Origin of the sequence: Devosia sp., from assembly GCF_040509215.1 — a bacterium.
Taxonomy (GTDB): domain Bacteria; phylum Pseudomonadota; class Alphaproteobacteria; order Rhizobiales; family Devosiaceae; genus Devosia.
In genome coordinates this window covers 1-20950 of the sequence record NZ_JBEVLL010000407.1, presented here as the reverse complement: position 1 = coordinate 20950, position 20950 = coordinate 1, and the positions used below count along the sequence as shown (strand labels likewise).

Here is a 20950-nt window from a genome sequence, read left to right as displayed (position 1 = left end):
TCCTAAATGGGACCATATCCGCCGATAGGGCAAAAGGACCCTCCCAGTCCAGTTTCGATATCGCAATTGCAACAGTTGCGATTGTGGCTAGAACATCAACCCGCGAGAGCGAATTGTGATCTCCAATTGATTGTCGGAGAGGGGTGTTTGTTCGCTTAGTGGTTGCGAAATGGTTTCCTGATCTACTGTGATATTTACGTAGATTGTACAGATATTGTCGCGACTACGATCTCATTTGGCCCGGTTAACGGATTGAAATCGTTGGCAGTGTGTCCGTCGTCACGCAGGCAATTGATGCGCGGGTTAAACGCAGAAGAATTGATCGATATCGAGCGAGCCGCGCACGAGTACTTTATTGGGAATCCATGTCGTCGCTCGGAACTGACGCCGATCGGACGAATCAGCGGTGCGGCCGGATGAAAAGCGCACATGGCGTCATGTTCGCCACTACGCCCAGCCTGCTAGGCCGGCGCAGCGACGCCCGTCACGCAACGCAGCGGTATGGGTCTCGGAATCGGAGATGGCCGGCGACGGTCAGCGTTCTGTTGCCGGCCGTCCGTGCCTCACGGACTATCTGGGTGCCTCATGGCGCAGAGGCTGGCGATGACCCTCTATCCAATCGGATTGGTCTTGCGCCATTCCTCGTACTCGCCGCGCGCATCCTGATGCAGGGGGTAGTAGCGCTGCAGCGGTGCGCCTTGCTTGAGCTTCATGCGCGAAAAATCTTCCCACTCATGATGCTGGTTTGAGCGCTCGATGGCTTCGGCAGCGAGGGCCGCCGGGACGCAGACCGCCCCATCGTCATCGGCCACGATGATATCGCCGGGCATCACTGTCACACCGCCACAGGCGATGGGGGTGTTGACGGCAAACGGCATGAGATTGGTCTGCGTATGAAAATTCGGCGTCCAGCCGCGGACCCAGGTCGGGATGTCGAGCTTGCTGAGGTTAGGCCGATCGCGCAGCGCCCCGTCGATCACCATGCCTGCGCCGCCCCGGCCGCGGAAATAGGTCGACATCATGTCGCCGAAGACTCCGGCCGTCATGTCGCCGCGCGCATCGACGACGACGATATCGCCTTCCTGCACATGATAGAGCACGTGGCGGTGAAGCTGCTTTTCGGGGTCGGCATATTCGCCTTCGCCGTAAAGGTCTTCGCGCTTGGGCATGAACTGCAGCGTCAGGGCAGGGCCGGCAATGGCCTTGCCGGTTTGCTGCGCGACGGGCCCAAGAATGTGGCAATTGCGAATGCCCATATGAGCCAGGGTCGAAGAAGCAGAGGCCGCGCCAACAGCCAAAATGCCGGCGACGAGATCCTTGGACGGGCGGGCGATATCAGGCGTATGCGTCATGGTTTTGTTGCCTACCAGTTGGTGACCGAGCCGTCATTGCGGCGGAGATGCGGGGCTTCCCAGAATTTGAAGGTTTGGCGTTTGACGGCCTCTTCATCGACTTCGACGCCGAGGCCGGGCGCGGTCGGCACGTCATAGACGGCCCCGCGTAATTGAGGCTGGACCGGGAAGATCGAGCCGTCGCCAAAGCCGTGATAGAGCTCGCCAGGCGAGGCGCGGGTTTCGAGCCACGAGAAGTTGGGCACTGCGGCGCTGAAATGCAGCGTCGCCGCCGTGCAGATCGGGCCCAGCGGATTGTGCGGCATCACGTCGACATAGTGCGCCTCGCTCCAGCCTGCGACTTTCATGGACTCGGTGAGGCCGCCCACATTGCAAACGTCGATGCGATTGAACTGGTGAATATCCCTCTCGATGTAGGGCAGGAACTGCCACTTGCTGGCGAACTCCTCGCCGATGGCGAAGGGGATGTCGGTCATTTTACGCAGGGCTTCATAGGCCTGAGGCGTCTCATCGCGGATCGGTTCTTCGAGAAAATCCAGCGTCCCGCTCGGCATCTTCTGGCAATAGCTCGCGGCCTCGGCGACGCTGAGACGGTGGTGGTAGTCGATGCCGAGAACCACCTCATCGCCAAGGGCCTCTCGGGTTTTGACGCACCATTTTGCCGTTTCGGCCACGCTCTGGCGGGGCTCGAAGATTTGCGGGTTTTCATGGCCGTGCGGAAACAGGCGGATCGCGTTCCAGCCTAGCTCCATCAACTCCTTGGCCTGCTCGATCATCTTTGGACCACAGGGGCCGCGGACGGTCGCGAAAGTCGGGATGTGGTCGCGCTGTTTGCCCCCGAGCAGCTCATACACGGGAACGCCCAGCGCCTTGCCCTTGATGTCGTGGAAGGCGAGGTCGAGGGCCGACATCGCGGCGGTGAGGACGCGGCCGCCCTCAAAATATTGGCTGCGATACATTTCCTGCCACAGCGCACCGATGGCCATGGGATCGCGGCCGATCAGAAACTCGCGGAAATGCTCCAATGCGCCGGCCACGGCCTTCTCGCGGCCGGAGAGGCCACTTTCGCCCCAACCGTAAATGCCCTCGTCGGTCTCGACCTTGACGATGAGCTGGTTTCGCGTGCCGACCCAGGTGGGGTAGGGGATGATATTGGTGATTTTCATCCGGTCAGCTCCAGGTCCGGTCCCAGCTATATTCGTGGTCCCACTGGTCGGTCGGCTGCCAGATGCCGGTGACGCTTTCCTGCAGGTGCTGGCTGATCAACTCGTCGTTGATGTCGTCGATGCCGAGGCCGGGTTTGTCGGGGACGGTGATGAAACCGTCTTTCACGACAGGTTTTGGCAGGCCGATTGCGATGTCGTCCCACCAGTCGACATCGACCGAGTGGTATTCAAGCGCCATGAAATTCTCAGTCGCCACAGCTACATGCGCAGCGGCCATGCAGGCGACGGGACTTTCGGCCATGTGGATGGCCATGGCGACGCCGTGGTCCTGCGCCATGTCGCCGATTTTCTTGGTTTCGAGAATGCCGCCGGAGGTGAGGAGGTCCGGGTGGATGATGGAAATGCCTGACTTCAGCAGCGGCTCGAAACCTTCCTTGAGGTAGATGTCTTCGCCGGTGCAGATCGGAACCGTGGTTGCCTGCTGAAGTTGTTGGTATTGCTCGGTATATTGCCATGGAATGACGTCTTCGAGCCAGGCGGGGGCGTATTTCTCGATGCGGCGGGCTAGGCGGATGCCGCTTTGGAGCGAAATGTGGCCGACATGGTCGATGGCGAGCGGGATTTCGTAGCCGATCACCTCTCGGACTTGATGGATATATTCCTCAAGCAATTCAAGGCCTTGCTCGGTGAAATTGAGCCCGGTGAAGGGGTGGCGGACGTTGTGGACGTCATAGACGGCATTGCGGGCGCGGCGGTCGTCCATGGTCTTGCCGCTGCCGCGACTGGGATGAATGCGGTACCCTTCCAAGGAACCGGCGGGGGCGACGACTGAGCCGGGCGTGTCGACGACCTGCATGAGGCCGAGGTCCATCTTGAGGAAAGTGAACCCCAAATCCATGCGTTCTTTCAGGCGCTTACCAGTTTCCGTGCCACTCGGGACGGTGGCGTCGGTGTCGCAATACATGCGGACCTTGTCGCGGAATTTGCCGCCGAGCATCTGGTAGATCGGGACGCCATAGGCTTTGCCGGCGAGGTCCCAGAGGGCGATCTCGACGGCGGAGACTCCGCCGCCTTGGCGGCCGTGTCCGCCGAACTGCTTGATTCTCCTGAACAATCTGTCGATGTCGCAGGGATTTTCGCCGAGGAGGCGGCTCTTCAGCATCAGCGCGTAGGTGGCGCTGGCGCCGTCTCGGACCTCGCCGAGGCCGACAAGGCCTTGATTGGTATAGATTTTCAGGATCGCACTGGTGAATGGTGCGCCGATGATTTCGGCGACGCGTATGTCGGTAATGCGCAATTCTGAGGGTTTCGAGTGCGTGTTGACGTGGTTGAGTGCTTCCTCGGGACGGTGCATTTGTGTCGCTCTTGGGAGGTGAGTTGGTTAGCGGACTGTTAGCGCTGAGGTTGTCTCAGCGTCGAATAGGTGGACGCGCTCCTGATCGAACTCGATCCAGACCGGTTCGTCGGGGGAAAGGTGCACGCTCGGATCGACACTGATGTTGACGACGGCCTCGGCGATGAAGACCTGGGCGAAGGTGACATCGCCTGTAGGCTCGACTGTGTAGATCTTTCCGGGGACCGAACCGGGCACCTGGCTCTTGTGCAATTTGAGGGTCGAGTGACGGGCGCCGAGGACGACATTTTTGGTGGTCGAGAGGCGCGCTTTTTGCGCGTTCGTGGGGGAGAGGGGCAGCTCCCAGCCTTCGGCGCTCTGGAGCACCATGTTGGTGCCGCGCGAGACGGCCTGCAGCGAGATCAGGCTCATGGCGGGGCTGCCGACGAAGCTCGCCACGAACATGTTGACTGGATTGGCGAAGACCTGGGCCGGGGTGTCGTATTGCTGCAGGAAGCCGCCATTCATCACCGCCATCTTGTCGGCCATGGTGACGGCTTCGAGCTGATCGTGGGTGACATAGACGATGGTGGCGCCGAGGTTGTGGTGGAAGCGTTTGATCTCGCTGCGCATCTGCACGCGGAGTTTGGCGTCGAGATTGGAGAGCGGCTCATCCATCAGGAAAACCAGCGGATCGCGCACGAGGGCGCGGCCGAGGGCGACGCGCTGTTGCTGGCCGCCGGAGAGTTCACGGGGCTTGCGCTCGAGCAGGTGCGTGATGTCGAGAATGCGGGCGGCTTCGCCGACTTTGGTTGCGATCTCCGCCTTGGGCAATTTCCGCATCTGCAGCGGGAAGGCGAGATTGTTGAAGACGGTCTTGTTGGGATAGAGCGCGTAATTCTGGAACACCATGGCGATGTCCCGGTCCTTGGGGTCGAGATCGTTGACCACGCGATTGCCGATCGAGATGTCGCCGCCCGAAATGGGCAGGAGGCCAGCGATCAGGTTGAGCGTCGTGGTCTTGCCGCAGCCGGAGGGGCCGACCAGCGCGACGAACTCGCCATCGTTGACGGTAAAGCTCACGTCGTTGACGGCGTAGAGATTGCCGTAATTCTTCATGACGTGCTCAAGGACCACCTCGGCCATCGACAAAACTCCTAATGTTTGACGGCGCCTTCGGTGAGGGCCTGCACGAAGTATTTCTGGAGAACGAGGAAGAGCACGACGACCGGCACGCTCATCATGAAGGTCGCAGCCATCAGGCCCGGCCAGTCCGTGGCGTTCTCCGAAAAGAAGCGCTGGATGCCGACCGGCAGGGTCATCTGATCGTGCTTGGTGAGGAAGGTGTAGGCGTAGATGTATTCGTTCCAGGCGCCGATAAAGGAGTAGATCGCGGTGGCGATGATACCCGGCGTCGAGAGCGGCATGACGATGTAGAAAAACGCCTGGAAGCGCGTCGCGCCATCGATGCGCGCAGCCTGTTCGAGCTGGATCGGGATGTTGTCGTAAAAGCCCTTGAGCAACCAGATGGCGAGCGGCAGGCCGAAGGTCAGATAGGTCAGGATCAGCGAACCGTGGGTGTTCACGAGTCCCAGAAGGCGCATCAGAATGAACAGAGGCACGAGGAACACGATGGCCGGGAACATGTTGCGCAGCAGGACGGCGAAGAACAGGAACGTGCGGCCGGGGAAGCGGAAGCGCGAGAAGGCATAGGCCGCGGGCACCGCGACAATGATGGCGAGAATGGTGGTGGCCGTGGAAACCCAGAGGCTGTTCCAGAAGTAGCGCAGGAAATCCTGGCCGATGCTGTTTCGTGGATCGAGCAGGCGCGAATAGTTTTCGAGCGTCGGCGAGGCCGGCCACCATTGCGGCGGATATTGCATCGCGGCAAAGCCGGTCTTGAGCGAGGTGATCAACATCCACGCCATCGGCATGGCGGTGAAGATCAGCAGCAGCACGAGGAAAATACGGCCCGACCAGCGCCAGCCGTCGATGGGTTTTTTGGTGACGGGGCGAATGCGGGTGGTGGTGGCGTCGGTCATGCGCCGGCCCTCCTGTCGTCGCCGCGGGTCAGGGCGCGGACGTAGAAATAGCCCAGCGCCATCATGATGATGAAGAGCAGCACCGAATACGCCGCGGCCGCACCCCAGCGCTGGCGGCCAAAGGCGAGCTGGTAGATCTGGGTGATCCAGATGTCGGACGCGCCGGCCGGGCCGCCGCCAGTCATGATAAAGGGGATGATGAAGGAATTGAAATTCTGCACCATCAGCAAGAGGATGGTGACGGTGGAAACACCAGCCAGATGCGGGAAGGTGATGTGCCAGAAACGCTGCCAGGCATTGGCGCCATCGACCTTGGCGGCGCGCAGCAATTGCTCGGGCACGGTCTGCAATCCGGCCATCAGCATGATCATGGCGAAGGAGAATTCCTTCCAGACATTGACCACGATCAGCGAGGCGAGGGCGGTGCTGGTATTGTCGATGAAATTGATCGGCTCGTCAGTGAGGCCGAGCTGCACGAGCATGGCGCCAATGGCTCCGAAATCGGAGTGATACAGCCACTTCCAGACGTATGAAGCGGCAACGGCGCTGACGACCCACGGGATCAGCAGAATGGCGCGCAAGACGCCGCGGCCGACGAATTCCCGATGCAGCGACAGCGCGGCGCCCAGCCCGAGAAGGAAGGCGAAGAGCGTGGAAAAGAACGTCCAGATCACCGTTTGCCAGGTGACCTTCCAGAACGAGCCGCTAGTCAGGATGGTGGTGTAATTGTCGAGCCCGACGAAGACCTTGTCCCGCAATTGCAGGCTGGGCGGCGTTTTGAAAAAGCTCAGTTCGATCGTGTAGTAGATCGGATAGGCGATGACGATGAGCATCACCACAATGGCCGGGAGCACATAGAGATAGTCGGCGCGCTGCTTCCACATGCGCGAGACAAGACTGCTCCGCCGTGCCGGCTCCACCGGACGATCGGTGAAGATGGCAGACCCCGAAATGCCGCTCATTGTGCTGTCCCCGTTGGTGGAAGGAATGGCCGGCAATCAGGGACTGCCGGCCATCTGGGCGGGAGGGATCGCTAGAGGCCGCTCATCAACTCATCGACCTTGGCCGCCGCATCGTCGGCTGCCTCGTCGACCGTCATGGTGCCGGTCAATGCGTTTTGCAGCATGTCGGGCACGATGATGTTCATGATTTCAGGCGCATAGGGCTGGACCGGGAAGGGGATGCCGTTGGGCAGCATGGAGGTGGTGACGTCCAGGAACTTGATGGTGTCCAGACGCTCCTTCATCCATTCGGTCTTGAAGCCGCCGAGGTGGCCGGGGTTGGAACCGACCCAGGACAACTTGGTCGACCATTCCGGGCTCGTCCACATGCAGATCAGCGCCTTGACGGCTTGGTCGTCGATGGCGCCACCATCGACATATTCAGGCTTCACGACGTGGATATTAGAGCCGCCGAACACCACGGCACGACGGGCCGGGCCTTCGGGTAGCAGGCCATAGCGCATGTTTTCGACCACGGCGTCAGCCGTTGCCTTGTCGGCGCCGGTTGCCTTGGAGGCGAGGTCGAGCATTTTGGCATATTCGGCCGGGTGGGCGATCATCATGGCGAGCTGGCCGGCGATGAACGGCGCCTGGTTTTCGGCCTGGGTATTGGTCAGCGCCGACGTCGGTACGGACTGATCCCTGACATACATGTCATAGGCAGCCTGTAAGGCGGCCTTTGACCCGTCATTGTTGAGCTCGACGGTTTCATAGGTCGGCTCGGCCGAGGTTTCGTCGAGCGCGCCGCCACCATAGGCCCAAAGCGTTGGCATGAAGCGGAACGGCGTATTGCCGGCATTCTGCTTGGCCACGAGGCCATAGCCGGCAATCCCGAGCTTGTCGTGGATGGTCTTGGAGTAAGCGACGACGTCATCCCAGGTCTTCGGCGGGCTTTCCGGATCGAGCCCGGCATCGGCAAAGATCTTGGCGTTCCAGATGAAGCCCATGGTCTCGTTATTGGTCGGGATGCCGTAGGTTTCGCCTTCCCAGGTGACTGACTTCAGCGCGCCAGGCCAGAAGTCGTCGGTCGTGTAGCCGACATCTTCGGGTTTCAGCGGATTGAGATAGCCCTTGGCGGCAAATTCGACGCCACCGAGAATTTGGAGGCGCACGACCATCGGCGCGGCATTGCCGAGGAGCGCAGTGCGGAACTTGTCGAGCAGTTCGTTATAGGTGATCGATTGTACGTCGGCCTGTATATTGGGATAGGCGGCCTTGAAGGCTTCCCAGAAGGCCTTGTCCTGATCGTGCGCGATCTGCGGATCGGCCTCGAAGGGCCCGGTATACCAGTAGCTCACCTTGCCGGCGTAGTCGTTCGGCACCACGGCGCCGCAATCTGCGGCGGTGTCATAGGTCGCCGTGCCGGCAATGGATTTGATATATTCCGGGGACCACTGGCTGAGATCGACCGACTGCGCATAAACGGTCGTCGACATCAGTGAGGCGGTGGTCAAACCGGCCAAGGCATAGGCAACGACTTGCCGACGATACGGCGAGCCAGACCGCCGAACGCGGTCCTGCATGTTCGTCATCGATAGTCCTCCTCGGTTGGAAGCCGGTGATTTCAACACGGCATCCGCGGCGTCCCGCCGCTAGCTCCTCCGGGGCCGGGCTTGTGCCCGTGTCTCCCGGCAGCGACAGTTCCAGACCCGAACTTATCTGTCAATATGCGTTGGATCGTACATTATTTCACATTTTTGATGTGCATTATTCGGCTTGGAATCCCGCAAGAAGGCGCATAAACCATGCCTTATGATGACGACTGCTGCCGACGACACCAACGAATTCGCTGCTTCCGAGCAGCCGCTATCGATCTACGAGCTGATCCGGGAAGACATCATTTCCGGGCGCCTGGAGCCCAATGCCCGGCTCAAGGTTTCCGAGCTCGCGGCACGCTATGGCACCTCGACCAATCCGGTACGCGAAGCGCTGCAGCAATTGCGCGGCGAGGACTTCGTGGTGATGGAGCCCAATCGCGGGGCAAGAGTGCGGCCCATCGACGAGGCTTTCGTGCGCGACATCATCGAGATCGAGGTTCTCATAGAGCCGGCTCTGACCAAATGGTTCTGCTCGATCGCGACCGACACCGATATTGCCGATCTCGAAGCCGCGCAGGCCGAGATCGAGGCGCATAACTTTGCCGACCCCAGACATCACGGCGAGCTCGATACGCGCTTTCACCAGCTCATTTATGATCGCCACTATAACCGGCATGCGGCCGATCTCTGGTGGAAGCATCGCGAGATTTTGCGGGCCATCAGCCGGCGCTTTCCGACGTCGCTGAGCCGTCGCCAGGCGGTGTTGCGCGAGCATCGGGAGCTGATCGAGGCCATACGCGCGCAGGATGCCGACACCGCCGCGGCCGTGGTGGCGCGACATGTCGAAGGGTCGGGTCGGCACATCATCGAACAAATGGGCGTTGCCAAGCGGAACGGGCCGAGGAGGGGTTCCGCCTAAAAGGCATTCGAGGGAGGAAACCAATGAAAATCACGGACTTGCGCTGCGCCGTCATAGGGCGCCACCCGATCGTTCGCGTCGTTACGGACGAGGGTATCTACGGTCTGGGCGAGGTGGAGTTCACCAAACCCTACCTCAAACCCTGGGTGCTGCATTTCCGCGAGGCGCTGATCGGGGAGGACCCGACCGATGTCGAGCGCTGCATGCTGAAAATCCGGCAGCGCGGGTCGTTCAAGCCCTATGGGGCGGCGGTCAGCGCCATCGAGCATGCGCTTTGGGATATTGCGGGCAAGGCAGCCAATGTGCCGGTCTACAAGCTGCTCGGCGGCAAGGTGCGCGACAAGGTGCGGGTCTACAATGGCTCAATCCGCAAGAAGCGCACGGGCGACCGGCCGGAGGACTATGCGGCCGACGTGAAGTGGATGATGGACCGGCCGGAAAACTTCTTCATGGTGAAGCAGGGGATCAGCTTCCACTCCAACATGAAGGATTCCGTGGACGATTTTCACTACGGCATCAGGCAGGAAAAGGCCGGCTATCACGGCGCCATGGATCAGGGCCAGATCAGCGAGCGCGGCATGGCGCATATGATCGACTGCGTCATCGCCATGAAGGAAGTGCTGGGCGACAAGGTGAGCCTGGCGCTCGATTGCGGGCCGGGCTGGTTCCTCAACGACGCCATCCGCTTTGCGCAGGCGACGGAAAAATACAATCTCATGTGGCTCGAGGATATGCTGACCGGGGACTATGTGCCCTGGGTCAATCCGCAGGCCTATCGCGAGCTGACAGTGTCGACCTCGACGCCGATCCATACCGGCGAGCAGATCTATCTCAGGCACAATTTCAAGGAACTGATCGAGACGCAGGCTGTGCGTGTGGTGGGGCCGGACCCGGCTGATATCGGCGGGATTGCCGAACTGAAATGGGTGGCCGAGCACGCCTATATGCATTCGATCATGATGGCGCCGCATGGCACGGCCAATGGGCTCCTGGGGCTGGGCGCGCTGATCAATGTCTGCGCCACGCTGCCGGCCAATTACATCGCCTTTGAATATCCGAGCGCGTCCGACCCTTGGTGGGAAGACATCGTCATTGGCCTCCCAAAACAGATCGTCAGGGATAGTCACGTCGATCTCCTGGAAGCACCGGGGCTTGGCCTCGATATCGATGCCGAAGGGGCGAAGAAATATCTCTCTGAGGAGGATGCTGGTTTCTTCGACTAGGAGGCGAGGCGCTACCTCGGTCATTCCCAATGCGTGTCGCATGATGATGAATGCGTATTCATCATCATGCGCAGTGCTTGGCCCAAACTTGAGGGCAATCGAAAGTCCTACTGGCGCTTTGTAGGTTGTTGCGCTAATGCATGCGTATGCATAACATGCATCCACCAACGGAGGGTTGATCCATGCCAGTCTGGCTGAAGCGCGGTAAGGATGTCGAAGAGCGGGCCGAGGCGGATCGCCAGGTGCGGGCCACGGTCGAGGGGATTCTGGCCGATATCGAAAAGCGCGGCGACGCTGCCGTGCGGGATCTGTCGATCAAGTTCGACAAGTGGGATCGCCAGGATTTCCGGCTGAGCCAGAAAGAGATCGACGATTGCGTGGCGCAATTGACCGATCAGGATCTGCACGACATCGAATTCGCCCAGACCCAGGTGCGCAATTTCGCCCAGAAGCAGAAGGACACGATGCTTCCGCTTGAGGTCGAGACCATGCCGGGCGTGACACTGGGCCACAAGCATGTGCCCATCAACGCCGTGGGCTGCTATGTGCCAGGCGGCAAATATCCGCTGCTGGCTTCGGCCCACATGTCGGTGCTGACGGCAAAGGTGGCAGGATGTCCGCGTGTCATCACCTGCGCGCCGCCCTTCAATGGCAAAGCCGCGCCAGCCATCGTCGCGGCGCAGGCCATGGCGGGTGCGGATGAGATCTATGTGCTCGGCGGCATCCAGGCCATTGGCGCAATGGCGATCGGCACCGAGAGCATCGAGGCCGTCGACATGCTGGTCGGCCCCGGCAATGCCTTCGTCGCCGAAGCCAAGCGCCAGCTTTATGGTCGCGTCGGCATCGACCTGTTTGCCGGCCCAACCGAGACCCTGGTCATTGCAGACGAGACCGTCGATGGCGAACTCTGCGCGACCGACCTTCTGGGGCAGGCCGAACACGGGCCGACGAGCCCGGCCATTCTGCTGACCAATTCGGAAAAGCTGGCGCGCGACACGATGGCAGAGATCGAACGTATCCTCGCCATCCTGCCGACTGCCGATATTGCCCGCAAATCCTGGGCCGATTTCGGCGAGGTCATTGTCTGCGAGTCCTACGAGGAAATGCTGGCGGAGGCCGATCGCATCGCCTCGGAACACGTACAGGTCATGACCGATCGCGACGTGTGGTTCCGGGACAATATGACCAATTTCGGCGCCCTGTTCCTTGGGCCGCGCACCAATGTGGCCTATGGCGACAAGGTGATCGGCACCAATCACACGCTTCCCACCATGAAGGCGGCGCGCTACACGGGCGGCCTCTGGGTCGGGAAATTCCTCAAGACCTGCACCTGGCAGACCGTGACGACCGACGAGGCCTCGGCCAAGATCGGCGCCTATGGCTCGCGCCTCTCCATGCTCGAAGGTTTTGTCGGCCATGCGGAGCAAGCCAATATCCGCGTGCGCCGCTATGGCGGTCGCAACGTGCCCTATGGTACCGCTGCCGCACCGACAGCAGAGGCCGCCAAGTAATGATGCTTCCCCGCACGCCCAGTTTCCGTCTCGATGGCAAGCGCGCCCTGGTGACCGGCGGCACGCGCGGGATCGGGCTGGGCGCGTCGGTTGCTCTGGCTGAGGCCGGGGCGCATGTGACGGTGGCGGCTCGCACCGCCGCCGATGTGGAGGGTGTGGTCAATGCCATGGCCGATATCGGCCTTGCGGCCGAAGGCGTCGCCATCGACATCACCGATTTCTCGGCTGTCCGCGAATTTGTCGCGGAGAGCGATCCCTTTCACGTATTGGTCAATTCGGCCGGCACGGCGCGGCACAGTTCGGTCGCCGGCATCACCGAGCCCGACTATCAGGCGGTGATGCAGCTCAACCTCGCTGCGACGGTCTTCGTGTCGCAGGCGGTGGTGGGTAAGCTCCAGGCAGCCGGGCAGGGTGGGTCGATCATCAATGTCTCGTCGCAGATGGGCCATGTCGGCGGACCCAATCGCGCGATTTATGCTGCCAGCAAACATGCTGTTGAAGGCCTCACCAAGGCCATGGCCATCGAGCTGGGCGCCAGCAATATTCGCGTCAACACGGTCTGCCCGACCTTTATTGAAACCGAACTGACGGCAAAGAACCTGAGCGATCCCGATTTCCGCTCCTGGGTTCTTTCCAAGATCAAGTTGGGGCGTCTGGGCCGGGTGGAAGACATTATGGGGCCAGTGGTTTTTCTCGCCTCGGATGCGGCGGCGCTGATCACCGGCACCGCGCTCTTGGTGGATGGTGGATGGACGGCGGAGTAAGGAAAACCGGGGTCACGTCTTCGCAGGTGGCGCAGCGCGCCGGGGTTTCCCAGTCGGCCGTGTCGCGCAGCTTTACCCCCGGCGCCTCCATTGCTCCGGAAACCCGCGCCAAGGTTCTGGCGGCGGCCAAGGAGCTGGGCTACCGGCCCAATGCAATTGCTCGCTCGCTGACGACGAACCGCTCGCGCATCGTCGCGGTGGTGATGGCCTATCTCGACAATCTCTTTTATCCCGACGTGCTCGAGCAACTGGGTCGGCTGCTCGCCAAAGAAGATTACCGCCTGCTGCTTTTTACCGGCCTGGCGGACGGCGACAGCGACCCGGTTTTTGACCAGCTCATGCAATATCGGGTCGACGGCATTGTGCTCGCCTCGACCTCGCTCTCATCCGAACTGTCGGAAGAATGCGCTGCTGCCGGCATTCCGGTGGTTCTCTTCAATCGCACCACCGAGCGCGACGCGGTATCGAGCGTAACGACGCGCAATCGCGAGGGTGGACGGCGCGTGGCCGAGTTCCTGCTGGCCGGCGGTCACAAGCGCTTTGGCTATATCGCCGGGCTCGAAAGCTCTTCGACCAATCGCGATCGCCTCGCCGGCTATCGCGAAGCGCTGGCGGAGGCGGGGTATAATGACCTCTTGGTCGAGGTTGGCAATTACGACCGCGCCGAAGCACAGGCCGCAGCGCGCAAGCTGCTGTCACGACAGGATCGCCCCGATGCGCTGTTTGTCGCCAATGACCACATGGCAGTAGCGGTGATGGACGTGGCCCGGTTTGAGCTTGGGCTCTCCATTCCCCATGACATCTCCATCATCGGTTATGACGATGTCGGCCCGGCCCATTGGGACGCCTATGGCGTCACCTCCATGAGCCAGCCGCACCGACGCATGGTTGAGGCGACGGTTGAAATCCTGATGAGCCAGATCGATAGCGGGGAGATCGAGGCGGAGCATCGCGTTTTTAATGGCGAGCTGGTGGTGCGAACATCGGCGAGGCTGCCGGCTTCGGGGGTGGTCGAGGTTGAGGGCAGGCGGGTTTTCAGGCCGGGGCGGTAGGCGGGCGCAGCAGTTCGGCCTCGGCCTCCCGCCATCGTCACCACCGGGCTTGTCCTGGCGGTCCGCGCCATCCGTAGGATGGATGCCCCAAGATGGATTGCCGGGACGAGCCCGGCAATGACGAAAGAGGGAGGGTGTGGTGCCGATGGCTTCGGCGGCGTTGCCTCTCAGCCTTCCCCCAGCCCATCGCGATAATCGTTGAGATCCGCATCGACCGACGACGGTGCATCGATCCATTCGATCATCGGCAGGCCCGTTGCCGGGTCTAGCGCGGGGATGGGCAGCATCATGATGCGCTTGGCAACCACGCGGCGGCTCTCTTCGGTGAGTTTGGCCTCCTGCACATTGTCCCAGTCGCGGCCTTCGGGATAGCCGCCGACCATCTGGACGTCGTCGGAATTGCCGGTCATGCAATGGGAGACGCCGGCCGGCAGGACGACGATATCGCCCGCTTCGACGCGCAGCGTCACTCCGCCCACGCCGAAGAATTCCACCTCCATCCAGCCCCGCGCACAGCCGAGGCATTCATGCGTCGTCGAGTGGAAATGGGGATAGGTATAGATGCCGGGATAGCGCCAGTTGTTGAGCCAGTTGTTTGAGCGCAGCCGTGCCATCACCGCGTCTTCGCCGCCGCCTGGCACGGCATCGCGATGCACCAGCAGCGGAAAGCGGGAATTGGGTAGATTGCCCTTAGGCTTGGACCAGTGCAGTTCCGTCTTGATGCTCATGAACGTCCCTCTTTTTGAACGAAGAAGGGGCGCCCATGGGCGCCCCGCAGTCTTCGTTGGGAAGGTTTATTCCGTGCCACCCCAGGCATTGGGATAGGTCGGCATGTCTTCGCAGCCGCACATGGCGTAGTGGAGCGGCGGCATCTTTTCGTTGATATACTGGTCAAGCACGTCCTGCGTGATGGCAGGCTGCGGCAGGACCCATTCCGGGCCGGGGACCGGTTCGCCCTTGAGCGTCTGGACGGCGGCGATGATGGCCGTGCGCCACTGGTAGCTCGGATAGGTCGGGGCAATGCCCTTGAAGCCAAGGTCGCGCCACTTCTGCAGATAGTCCTGCTGGTCTTCGCCGGTGACGACCGGGACATCGACGCCCTGGTCTTCGAAGGCTTCGACAGCGGCGACGGCGGTGGCGCCGGCATCCATCCACACGGCGTCAATGGTGCCGCGCTGCAGGTAGTCTTCAACGATGGACTTGGTCTTGGCATTGTCGCCATCGGTGAATTCTTCACCAAGGACGGTCAGGCCCGCTTCCTTGAACATGTTGCGGGCACCCGAAGCGCGGGTTTCGAGCACGTCGACGCCGGGCAGGATGCGCAGCATCAGCACTTTGCCGCCAGCCGGAACATTGGCGATGATGTGTTCGGCTGCCTGGATACCAAAGCCATAGCCGCCCACGGGGTGAACGAAGGTAACCGGGCAATCGGTTGTTACACCGCGGTCAAAGACGATGACCGGGAGGCCGGCCGCGCAGGCCTTTTCCACGGCCGGTGTCAGTGCGGCGGTGGAGTTTGGCGAAACGATGAGCACGCTGCAATTGCCGCCGGCCAGCAGGTCGTCGATGTCAGCGATCTGCTTGTCGTCCGAACCTTCGGCATCGACATGGGTGAAGGTGCCGATTTCGGGATGGAGTTTCACTTCCTCGGTCATGTTGGTAAAACCAACCACGCGCCAGGGATTGTTCACGCCCGCATTCGAGAAGCAGACGGTCCAGGGAGCGTCTTTCTTGAAGGCCGATGTATCGACCATCGAGTCGCCGGCATATTGCACATACATCTGGTCGGCCGGGCCATTGAAGGTCGCCGTCAGCTGTTCGCGCTGCTTGGCAAATTCGGCCGGATCGTCAAAATTCGGAGCCTGCGAAAAGGCGGCTCCCGTCAGCATGCCGAACGCGGCTGCTGCCAAAATAAACTTCTTCACGTCTTCCTCCCTCGTGAGGTTTCCCACTCTTCCCTCAGACGGCCTTTTGGCCGGCTGTCCTTGCTCATCGACCCGAACGCTTGCGCTGGTAAGTCGCGAGCGCTACCGCGCCGATGAGAATAAGTCCCTGCACCACCAAGCGAACCGGCTGGGCCAGCCCGAGGAGATTAAGCAGGGTGAATATGGCTTCGAGCGCCAGCGCACCGGAAATGGTCGCGGGGACGGAGCCGCGACCGCCGAGCAATTGCGCGCCGCCGATGACGGCGGCCGTGATGGCCTGCAGCTCGAAACCGGAGCCGATATCGACGGAGACGCCGGCCCGACCGCCGAGAATGACGCCGGCGAGAACCGCGGTCAGCGCCGAGACGACGAAGGCCGAGATGCGCACGCGCTCGACCGGCACGCCGGCAAGGCGGGCGGCCTGCTGGTTGTCGCCCACAGCATGCAGCATGCGGCCGAAATTGGTGCGGTGCATGCCCCACCAGAGGATCACGCCGAAGACGACGAGGCAGATCACGGCGATCGGCAGCAGGGTTATGACAGGCACATCGGTGATGTTGTAGCGGCCGAAGAAGCGGAAAGTGTCGGGCAGGTAGCCGCGCGGCGCGCCGCCGGACCACATGAAGGCGACGCCATTGAGCGTAATCATCATGCCAAGAGTGGCGATCAGCGATGGGACCTTGAGGTAGCTGACGACGAGACCGTTGATGAGCCCGATGACGGCGCCGATGCCGAGCATCAGGGGGATGATCCAGTAGGTCGAATTGGGATCGTTGCTCGCCAGCATGGACGAGCCAATGACGGTCAGCGTCATTATCGAGCCGACGCTGAGATCGAAGCCGCCCGAGACGATGACGTAGAGCGCGCCGGCCGAGAGAATGGCAAGGGCGGTGACGCGCTTGAGGAAATTCATGTAGCCGGTGGGTTCGCCGAAGGCCGGGTTCATCACGATGATCGCAAGGATCAGCGCCACGACCAGCACATAGACCGGATTGATCTTGGGCAGGCTGCGCTTTGTCGCTGCGGGCTGGGGAAGGGATTGCGCGCTCATGCGACGGGCCTCTTCGAACGGGCGGCATAGAAGGCGACGGCGGCGACAATGATGATGCCGCGAAGCACCTGCTTTACGAAGGCATCGACGCCGGCGACGTTGAAGATGGAGTCGATGAGCGAGAAGATGATGACGCCGGCCATCGTACCCCAGATGCCGCCGCGACCGCCCGCGAGCACGGTGCCGCCAATGACAACGACGGCGATGGATTCGAGGTCATAGACGCCCTCGGCGCCAATCCACGGCGCGCCCGAACGGAGGCGCGAGGCGAGGTAGATGCCGGCAATGGCGGCGCAGAGCGAGCAGATGACATGGGCGCCGATGACGACGCGGTCGGTCTTGATGCCGGCAAGGCGGGCGGCGTCCTTGTTGCCGCCGACGGAATAGACATCGGAGCCGAAGCGAGAGAAGCGCAGGACGAACCAGGCGCAGCCGGCGAGGACGAACATGAAGATCAGCGAGAAGGGCACAATGCCCACGGTGCCATAGGCGAATATCTGGAACTCGGCGGGCACGTTGCCGGCGAAGTTGTTGTAATAATATGATAAAACGCCCTGGATGATCAGTGACATGCCGAGCGTCGCGATCAGCGGATTGACCTCAAGTTTGGTGATGACGAGGCCATTGGCGAGGCCGACGACGGCGCCGAGGGCGAGGACGGCGAGGACAGCCGGCAGCATCATGGCCGGGTCACCATTCATCACCACTGAAGTGACGACAGCCGCGGCTGAGATGACGCTGGCGACGCTGAGGTCGATTGAGGCGACGAGAATGGCAAAGGTTTGGCCGATGGCGGTGATGCCGAGGGTGATTGAGCGGCCCAGGATTGCCACGAGATTTTCGAGGGTGAGAAAACGCGTCTGGCCCATGATGATGATCAGGGCGATGTAGAGTGCGACCGCCGAGAGCAGCAGGATGGTCGAGGCGTGGCGCTCGAAGCGGAAGCGGCGGGGATTTTTGGCGGGGACGGGCATGTCGGTCATGCGGCCACTCCCGTTTCGCCAGTTGCTGCCAGCATGAGCTCTGCCTCGGTGGTTGAGCGGCCAAATTCTCCGGCAATGCGGCCCTCGCGCATGACGATGATGCGATCCGAGGCGCCGAGGATTTCGGGCAGGTCGGACGAGACCATCATCACCGCCGCGCCGGCGCGGGCGAGGTCGCGCATCAAGTGGTAGATGCTGGCCTTGGCGTCGACGTCGATGCCACGGGTGGGTTCGATGAAGATCAGGATTTTTGGGCGCAAAGCGAGCCAGCGGGCGACGATGGCCTTTTGCTGGTTGCCGCCGGAAAGGAAGCGCATTTCCTGCTCGTAGGAGGGGGCGCGAACCTTCATCTGGTCGAGAAGGGCATTCATTCCGGTTAGGTCGGTGAAGCGATTGGCTTTGTGGCCGCCGAATGGATTGGCAAAGCTGCGGGCGGTGAGCATGCCGTTGTCGCGCACCGACTGCATGAGGAACAGCGCCTGCGCCTTGCGATCGCCCGGCAGCATGCCGATGCCGGCGCGGATGGCGTCGCGCGGCGAGGTGAGGTGAACCGCTTTGCCATCGAGGGTCATGGACCCCGACGTGAATGGTGCGGCGCCGAAGAGGGCCATGGCGAGCGGCGTGCGGCCGGCGCCTTGCAGGCCCGCAAAACCTACGATTTCGCCGGAGCGCAGTTCGAGATTGATATCGCGCAGCGCAGCATTGGTGCCGCCGGAGACCGAGAGGACGACGGGGCCGATTTCAGACGCGGTCGCCGGTTCCGGATAATATTCGGAGATGTCGCGGCCAACCATGGCGCGGACGATGACGTCGGGCGCGGGGACATGGTCGAAACTCGCGGTGACTTCGCCGTCCTTGATGACGGTGACGCGATTGGCGAGGCGGGTGACTTCGCGCATGCGGTGGGTGATGTAGACGATGGCCGTGCCCGAGGCGCGGAGCTGGTCGACCAGCGAGAACAGCACCTCGCACTCGGCTTCGTTGAGCGCGGCGGTTGGCTCGTCCATGACGATGACTTTGGCATTGAGCGAAATCGCCTTGGCTATCTCGACCATCTGCTGGCTCGCCACGTCGAGATCGGCAACCAAGGTTTCCGGCTCGATGCGGTGGCGCACGCCGAAAAGGCCGAGCACGCGCTGCGTTTCGGCGACCATGGCCTTGTTGTCGATCAACCCGTTCTTCATCGGCTCACGGCCGAGGAAGAGGTTTTGGGCGACCGTGCGCTCGGGCAGCAGCGAAAATTCCTGATAGATCACCGAAATGCCGGCGAGGAGGGCTTCCTGTGGGTGCTTGAAATGCTGCTCCCGCCCGTCGACCAGCACGTCGCCGCTATCGGGTCGATAGACGCCGGAGAGGATCTTGATGAGCGTCGATTTTCCTGCGCCGTTCTCGCCGCAAAGCGCATGGACTTCGCCGCGGGAGCAGGTGAAGGACACGCCGCGCAGCGCCTTCACGGCCGGGAACGACTTGGAAATGCCGCGCATCTCGATGGTCGGGGCATCACTCATGCGGCGATTTCCCTCCCGGCCGCGTCCCAGGTGCTGCGGATGAAGTCGGCGCTTTCGGAAAAGAGCGTGTCGTAATCGGGAAAGAGCGGGCGCCAGACACGGGTCGCTGCCGCGATGGCGGGGAGGCCGGCGCCGAAGGCTTCGAGCGTCACCCAGCCATCATAGCCCGAGCGGCGGACGGCCTGCATGATCGAGAGAAAATCGATATGCCCGCGACCGGGAATACCGCGATCGTTCTCGGAAATGTGGACGATGCCGACATGCGGCGCCACGGTGTCGTAGGCTGCAACCTGGTTGCGGTCTTCGATATTGGCGTGGAACGTGTCGTACATGATCCGGCAGGCCGGATGGTCGACGCGGCGCGCGTAGTCGCGGCACTGGGTGGTCGTGTTGAGGAAATAGGTCTCGAAGCGGTTGAGGTGTTCGAGGCTGAGATAGATGCCATTGGCTTCGGCACGGGTGGCCAGCGCACGATGCGCCTCGGCGCCATAGGAAAGCTCGCTCTCGGTGGGGCCGATGCCGGTAAAATGCCCGATGGGGGCGTGGATCGGCCCGCCGACGCTTTGCGCGCCAAGCGCAATGGCGCAATCGAGGGCCCAATCGAGATGTTTCCGGCCGCGTGCACGATTGTCCCGGTCGTCGGAAATCGGGCTGGCATCGGGGCTCGGCACTATGGAGGTCGTGCAGCGCTCGAGCCCTATGGCATCCAGCTCCTTGGCCAGCCACGCATAATGCGACGGCTCGCCGGAAAGAACCGGCACCTCGACGCCATCATAACCCAGCGCCTTGATCTGCCGGATTGCCGGCAGATGCGCTTCGGTCACGAAGTCGGTCAAGCACAGCAGATTGATGCCGAGCTTCATATTCTTCCCCTCGCGCCGGACGGTGCGCAGCCGCTCCCGATCACCTTGAGGCACGTACAACAATTGTTGTACGTCACCTCGCCAGCGAATTTCGAACGCCGCAGAAACCTGCTCCGGCCTAAACTCCTCCACAGTCCGAAATGTCAGTCTGGCTGTCTTTATGACTGCTCTGGTTGACTTCCGGACGTTCGACTCTCTAGCATCAGCGCCAGGAGGCGAACGTTGCGATCATTGCGCACTGCGTGCACTAGCGCGTTCGAATGATAACACTGGTAGAATTTGTACATGGAGGGGACCATGAACGCAGAAGCCCGTTTGCACGCCTTGGCCCGGCCTGCCGTCTTCACCGAGCCCGGCGCGCTGATGTATGCCGGCAATTGCGCCGACCTTTATGAGGCTTCGCTCGCCGGCAAGGTGACGCTGAACGCCTGGACGCGGCGGAAATATCCGGGAAAGCCGCTCGGCGAAGCGCTGCCACAGGTGCTTTCCGTGGGAGGTTGGGACGCAGTACGCACCCAGGATTGGGGGCTCAAGGAGCACTGCAACGAGGGCGTGAAAATCGCCTATCTGGCGCGCGGCTCCATGGTGCTCAAGGTCGATGGGCAGCGGCACGAGCTGACCGAGGGCCAGATGTTCGTCGTGCGGCCCTGGCAATTGCACCAGTTCGGTGATCCCTTTGTGTCGGCCAGCCAGATCATCTGGGTGCTGTTCGATGTCGG

At 61.7% G+C, this 20950-nt stretch carries 19 protein-coding genes; 6 read left to right on the top strand and 13 right to left on the bottom strand.

Features of this window, described 5'->3' with window-relative positions; translation table 11 throughout:
- Positions 1-611 precede the first annotated feature (611 nt).
- The 7 genes from ABW043_RS22690 to ABW043_RS22660 all read right to left on the bottom strand — a co-directional run bounded on the left by ABW043_RS22690 (position 612) and on the right by ABW043_RS22660 (position 8426).
- Positions 612-1352 (bottom strand): ribonuclease activity regulator RraA, encoded by a 741-nt coding sequence (locus ABW043_RS22690; protein ID WP_353923464.1) that lies wholly within the window; start codon positions 1350-1352, stop codon positions 612-614.
- Between the two features lie 11 nt (positions 1353-1363).
- Positions 1364-2518 (bottom strand): mandelate racemase/muconate lactonizing enzyme family protein, encoded by a 1155-nt coding sequence (locus ABW043_RS22685; protein WP_353923463.1) that lies wholly within the window; start codon positions 2516-2518, stop codon positions 1364-1366.
- Positions 2519-2522: 4 nt separating this feature from the next.
- Positions 2523-3872, bottom strand: a complete 1350-nt coding sequence (locus tag ABW043_RS22680; RefSeq protein ID WP_353923462.1) for a mandelate racemase/muconate lactonizing enzyme family protein — start codon at positions 3870-3872, stop codon at positions 2523-2525.
- A gap of 27 nt (positions 3873-3899) precedes the next feature.
- On the bottom strand, positions 3900-4997 hold the full coding sequence (locus ABW043_RS22675) for an ABC transporter ATP-binding protein (RefSeq protein ID WP_353923461.1): 1098 nt from the start codon (positions 4995-4997) through the stop codon (positions 3900-3902).
- Between the two features lie 11 nt (positions 4998-5008).
- Positions 5009-5893 (bottom strand): carbohydrate ABC transporter permease, encoded by an 885-nt coding sequence (locus tag ABW043_RS22670; protein ID WP_353923460.1) that lies wholly within the window; start codon positions 5891-5893, stop codon positions 5009-5011.
- Positions 5890-6777, bottom strand: a complete 888-nt coding sequence (locus tag ABW043_RS22665) for a carbohydrate ABC transporter permease (protein ID WP_449396954.1) — start codon at positions 6775-6777, stop codon at positions 5890-5892. Before ABW043_RS22665 ends, ABW043_RS22670 begins: the two co-directional genes overlap by 4 nt.
- Before the next feature lie 149 nt (positions 6778-6926).
- Positions 6927-8426 carry an ABC transporter substrate-binding protein gene (locus ABW043_RS22660; RefSeq protein WP_502908701.1) on the bottom strand — a complete coding sequence of 500 codons (1500 nt, stop codon included), beginning with the start codon at positions 8424-8426 and terminating at the stop codon, positions 6927-6929.
- Positions 8427-8649: 223 nt separating this feature from the next.
- Between ABW043_RS22660 and ABW043_RS22655 the strand changes: the two genes are divergently transcribed.
- From ABW043_RS22655 to ABW043_RS22635, 5 genes are all read left to right on the top strand, one after another.
- A complete protein-coding gene (locus ABW043_RS22655) occupies positions 8650-9351 on the top strand; it encodes a GntR family transcriptional regulator (RefSeq protein WP_353923458.1) in 702 nt (233 codons plus the stop codon).
- 23 nt (positions 9352-9374) lie between these two features.
- The gene (locus ABW043_RS22650) at positions 9375-10574 is read left to right on the top strand and encodes a mandelate racemase/muconate lactonizing enzyme family protein (RefSeq protein WP_353923457.1); all 1200 of its coding nucleotides are present in this window, start codon (positions 9375-9377) and stop codon (positions 10572-10574) included.
- Between the two features lie 182 nt (positions 10575-10756).
- Positions 10757-12085, top strand: coding sequence for a histidinol dehydrogenase (gene hisD / locus ABW043_RS22645; protein WP_353923456.1), 1329 nt, complete (start codon positions 10757-10759; stop codon positions 12083-12085).
- Positions 12085-12849 carry an SDR family NAD(P)-dependent oxidoreductase gene (locus ABW043_RS22640; protein ID WP_353923455.1) on the top strand — a complete coding sequence of 255 codons (765 nt, stop codon included), beginning with the start codon at positions 12085-12087 and terminating at the stop codon, positions 12847-12849. The genes hisD and ABW043_RS22640 overlap by 1 nt, the downstream gene beginning before the upstream one ends.
- Positions 12834-13901 carry a LacI family DNA-binding transcriptional regulator gene (locus ABW043_RS22635; RefSeq protein WP_353923454.1) on the top strand — a complete coding sequence of 356 codons (1068 nt, stop codon included), beginning with the start codon at positions 12834-12836 and terminating at the stop codon, positions 13899-13901. Before ABW043_RS22640 ends, ABW043_RS22635 begins: the two co-directional genes overlap by 16 nt.
- 167 nt (positions 13902-14068) lie before the next feature.
- Here the strand turns inward: ABW043_RS22635 and ABW043_RS22630 are convergent, their stop codons facing one another.
- From ABW043_RS22630 to ABW043_RS22605, 6 genes are all read right to left on the bottom strand, one after another.
- A complete protein-coding gene (locus ABW043_RS22630; protein WP_353923453.1) occupies positions 14069-14629 on the bottom strand; it encodes a cupin in 561 nt (186 codons plus the stop codon).
- 66 nt (positions 14630-14695) lie between these two features.
- Positions 14696-15826 carry a substrate-binding domain-containing protein gene (locus ABW043_RS22625; protein WP_353923452.1) on the bottom strand — a complete coding sequence of 377 codons (1131 nt, stop codon included), beginning with the start codon at positions 15824-15826 and terminating at the stop codon, positions 14696-14698.
- A gap of 64 nt (positions 15827-15890) precedes the next feature.
- A complete protein-coding gene (locus ABW043_RS22620; RefSeq protein WP_353923451.1) occupies positions 15891-16877 on the bottom strand; it encodes an ABC transporter permease in 987 nt (328 codons plus the stop codon).
- Entirely contained in the window at positions 16874-17860 is a 987-nt protein-coding gene (locus ABW043_RS22615) for an ABC transporter permease (RefSeq protein ID WP_353923450.1), read from the bottom strand. Before ABW043_RS22615 ends, ABW043_RS22620 begins: the two co-directional genes overlap by 4 nt.
- Positions 17857-19368 carry a sugar ABC transporter ATP-binding protein gene (locus ABW043_RS22610; protein WP_353923449.1) on the bottom strand — a complete coding sequence of 504 codons (1512 nt, stop codon included), beginning with the start codon at positions 19366-19368 and terminating at the stop codon, positions 17857-17859. Before ABW043_RS22610 ends, ABW043_RS22615 begins: the two co-directional genes overlap by 4 nt.
- Positions 19365-20231, bottom strand: coding sequence for a sugar phosphate isomerase/epimerase family protein (locus tag ABW043_RS22605; RefSeq protein ID WP_353923448.1), 867 nt, complete (start codon positions 20229-20231; stop codon positions 19365-19367). The genes ABW043_RS22610 and ABW043_RS22605 overlap by 4 nt, the downstream gene beginning before the upstream one ends.
- A gap of 297 nt (positions 20232-20528) precedes the next feature.
- On the opposite strand from ABW043_RS22605, the gene ABW043_RS22600 reads away from it, so the two are divergent.
- A partial coding sequence (locus ABW043_RS22600) for a cupin domain-containing protein (protein ID WP_353923447.1) occupies positions 20529-20950 on the top strand: 422 nt, incomplete at its 3' end.

Excerpts from the sequence above, each read along its gene's own strand:
- ABW043_RS22690 (WP_353923464.1), bottom strand. The coding sequence starts at position 1,352 with ATGACGCATACGCCTGATATCGCCCGCCCGTCCAAGGATCTCGTCGCC.
- ABW043_RS22685 (WP_353923463.1), bottom strand. The coding sequence starts at position 2,518 with ATGAAAATCACCAATATCATCCCCTACCCCACCTGGGTCGGCACGCGA.
- ABW043_RS22680 (WP_353923462.1), bottom strand. The coding sequence starts at position 3,872 with ATGCACCGTCCCGAGGAAGCACTCAACCACGTCAACACGCACTCGAAA.
- ABW043_RS22675 (WP_353923461.1), bottom strand. The coding sequence starts at position 4,997 with ATGGCCGAGGTGGTCCTTGAGCACGTCATGAAGAATTACGGCAATCTC.
- ABW043_RS22670 (WP_353923460.1), bottom strand. The coding sequence starts at position 5,893 with ATGACCGACGCCACCACCACCCGCATTCGCCCCGTCACCAAAAAACCC.
- ABW043_RS22665 (WP_449396954.1), bottom strand. The coding sequence starts at position 6,777 with ATGTGGAAGCAGCGCGCCGACTATCTCTATGTGCTCCCGGCCATTGTG.
- ABW043_RS22660 (WP_502908701.1), bottom strand. The coding sequence starts at position 8,426 with ATGACGAACATGCAGGACCGCGTTCGGCGGTCTGGCTCGCCGTATCGT.
- ABW043_RS22655 (WP_353923458.1), top strand. The coding sequence starts at position 8,650 with ATGACGACTGCTGCCGACGACACCAACGAATTCGCTGCTTCCGAGCAG.
- ABW043_RS22650 (WP_353923457.1), top strand. The coding sequence starts at position 9,375 with ATGAAAATCACGGACTTGCGCTGCGCCGTCATAGGGCGCCACCCGATC.
- hisD (WP_353923456.1), top strand. The coding sequence starts at position 10,757 with ATGCCAGTCTGGCTGAAGCGCGGTAAGGATGTCGAAGAGCGGGCCGAG.
- ABW043_RS22640 (WP_353923455.1), top strand. The coding sequence starts at position 12,085 with ATGATGCTTCCCCGCACGCCCAGTTTCCGTCTCGATGGCAAGCGCGCC.
- ABW043_RS22635 (WP_353923454.1), top strand. The coding sequence starts at position 12,834 with ATGGACGGCGGAGTAAGGAAAACCGGGGTCACGTCTTCGCAGGTGGCG.
- ABW043_RS22630 (WP_353923453.1), bottom strand. The coding sequence starts at position 14,629 with ATGAGCATCAAGACGGAACTGCACTGGTCCAAGCCTAAGGGCAATCTA.
- ABW043_RS22620 (WP_353923451.1), bottom strand. The coding sequence starts at position 16,877 with ATGAGCGCGCAATCCCTTCCCCAGCCCGCAGCGACAAAGCGCAGCCTG.
- ABW043_RS22615 (WP_353923450.1), bottom strand. The coding sequence starts at position 17,860 with ATGACCGACATGCCCGTCCCCGCCAAAAATCCCCGCCGCTTCCGCTTC.
- ABW043_RS22610 (WP_353923449.1), bottom strand. The coding sequence starts at position 19,368 with ATGAGTGATGCCCCGACCATCGAGATGCGCGGCATTTCCAAGTCGTTC.
- ABW043_RS22605 (WP_353923448.1), bottom strand. The coding sequence starts at position 20,231 with ATGAAGCTCGGCATCAATCTGCTGTGCTTGACCGACTTCGTGACCGAA.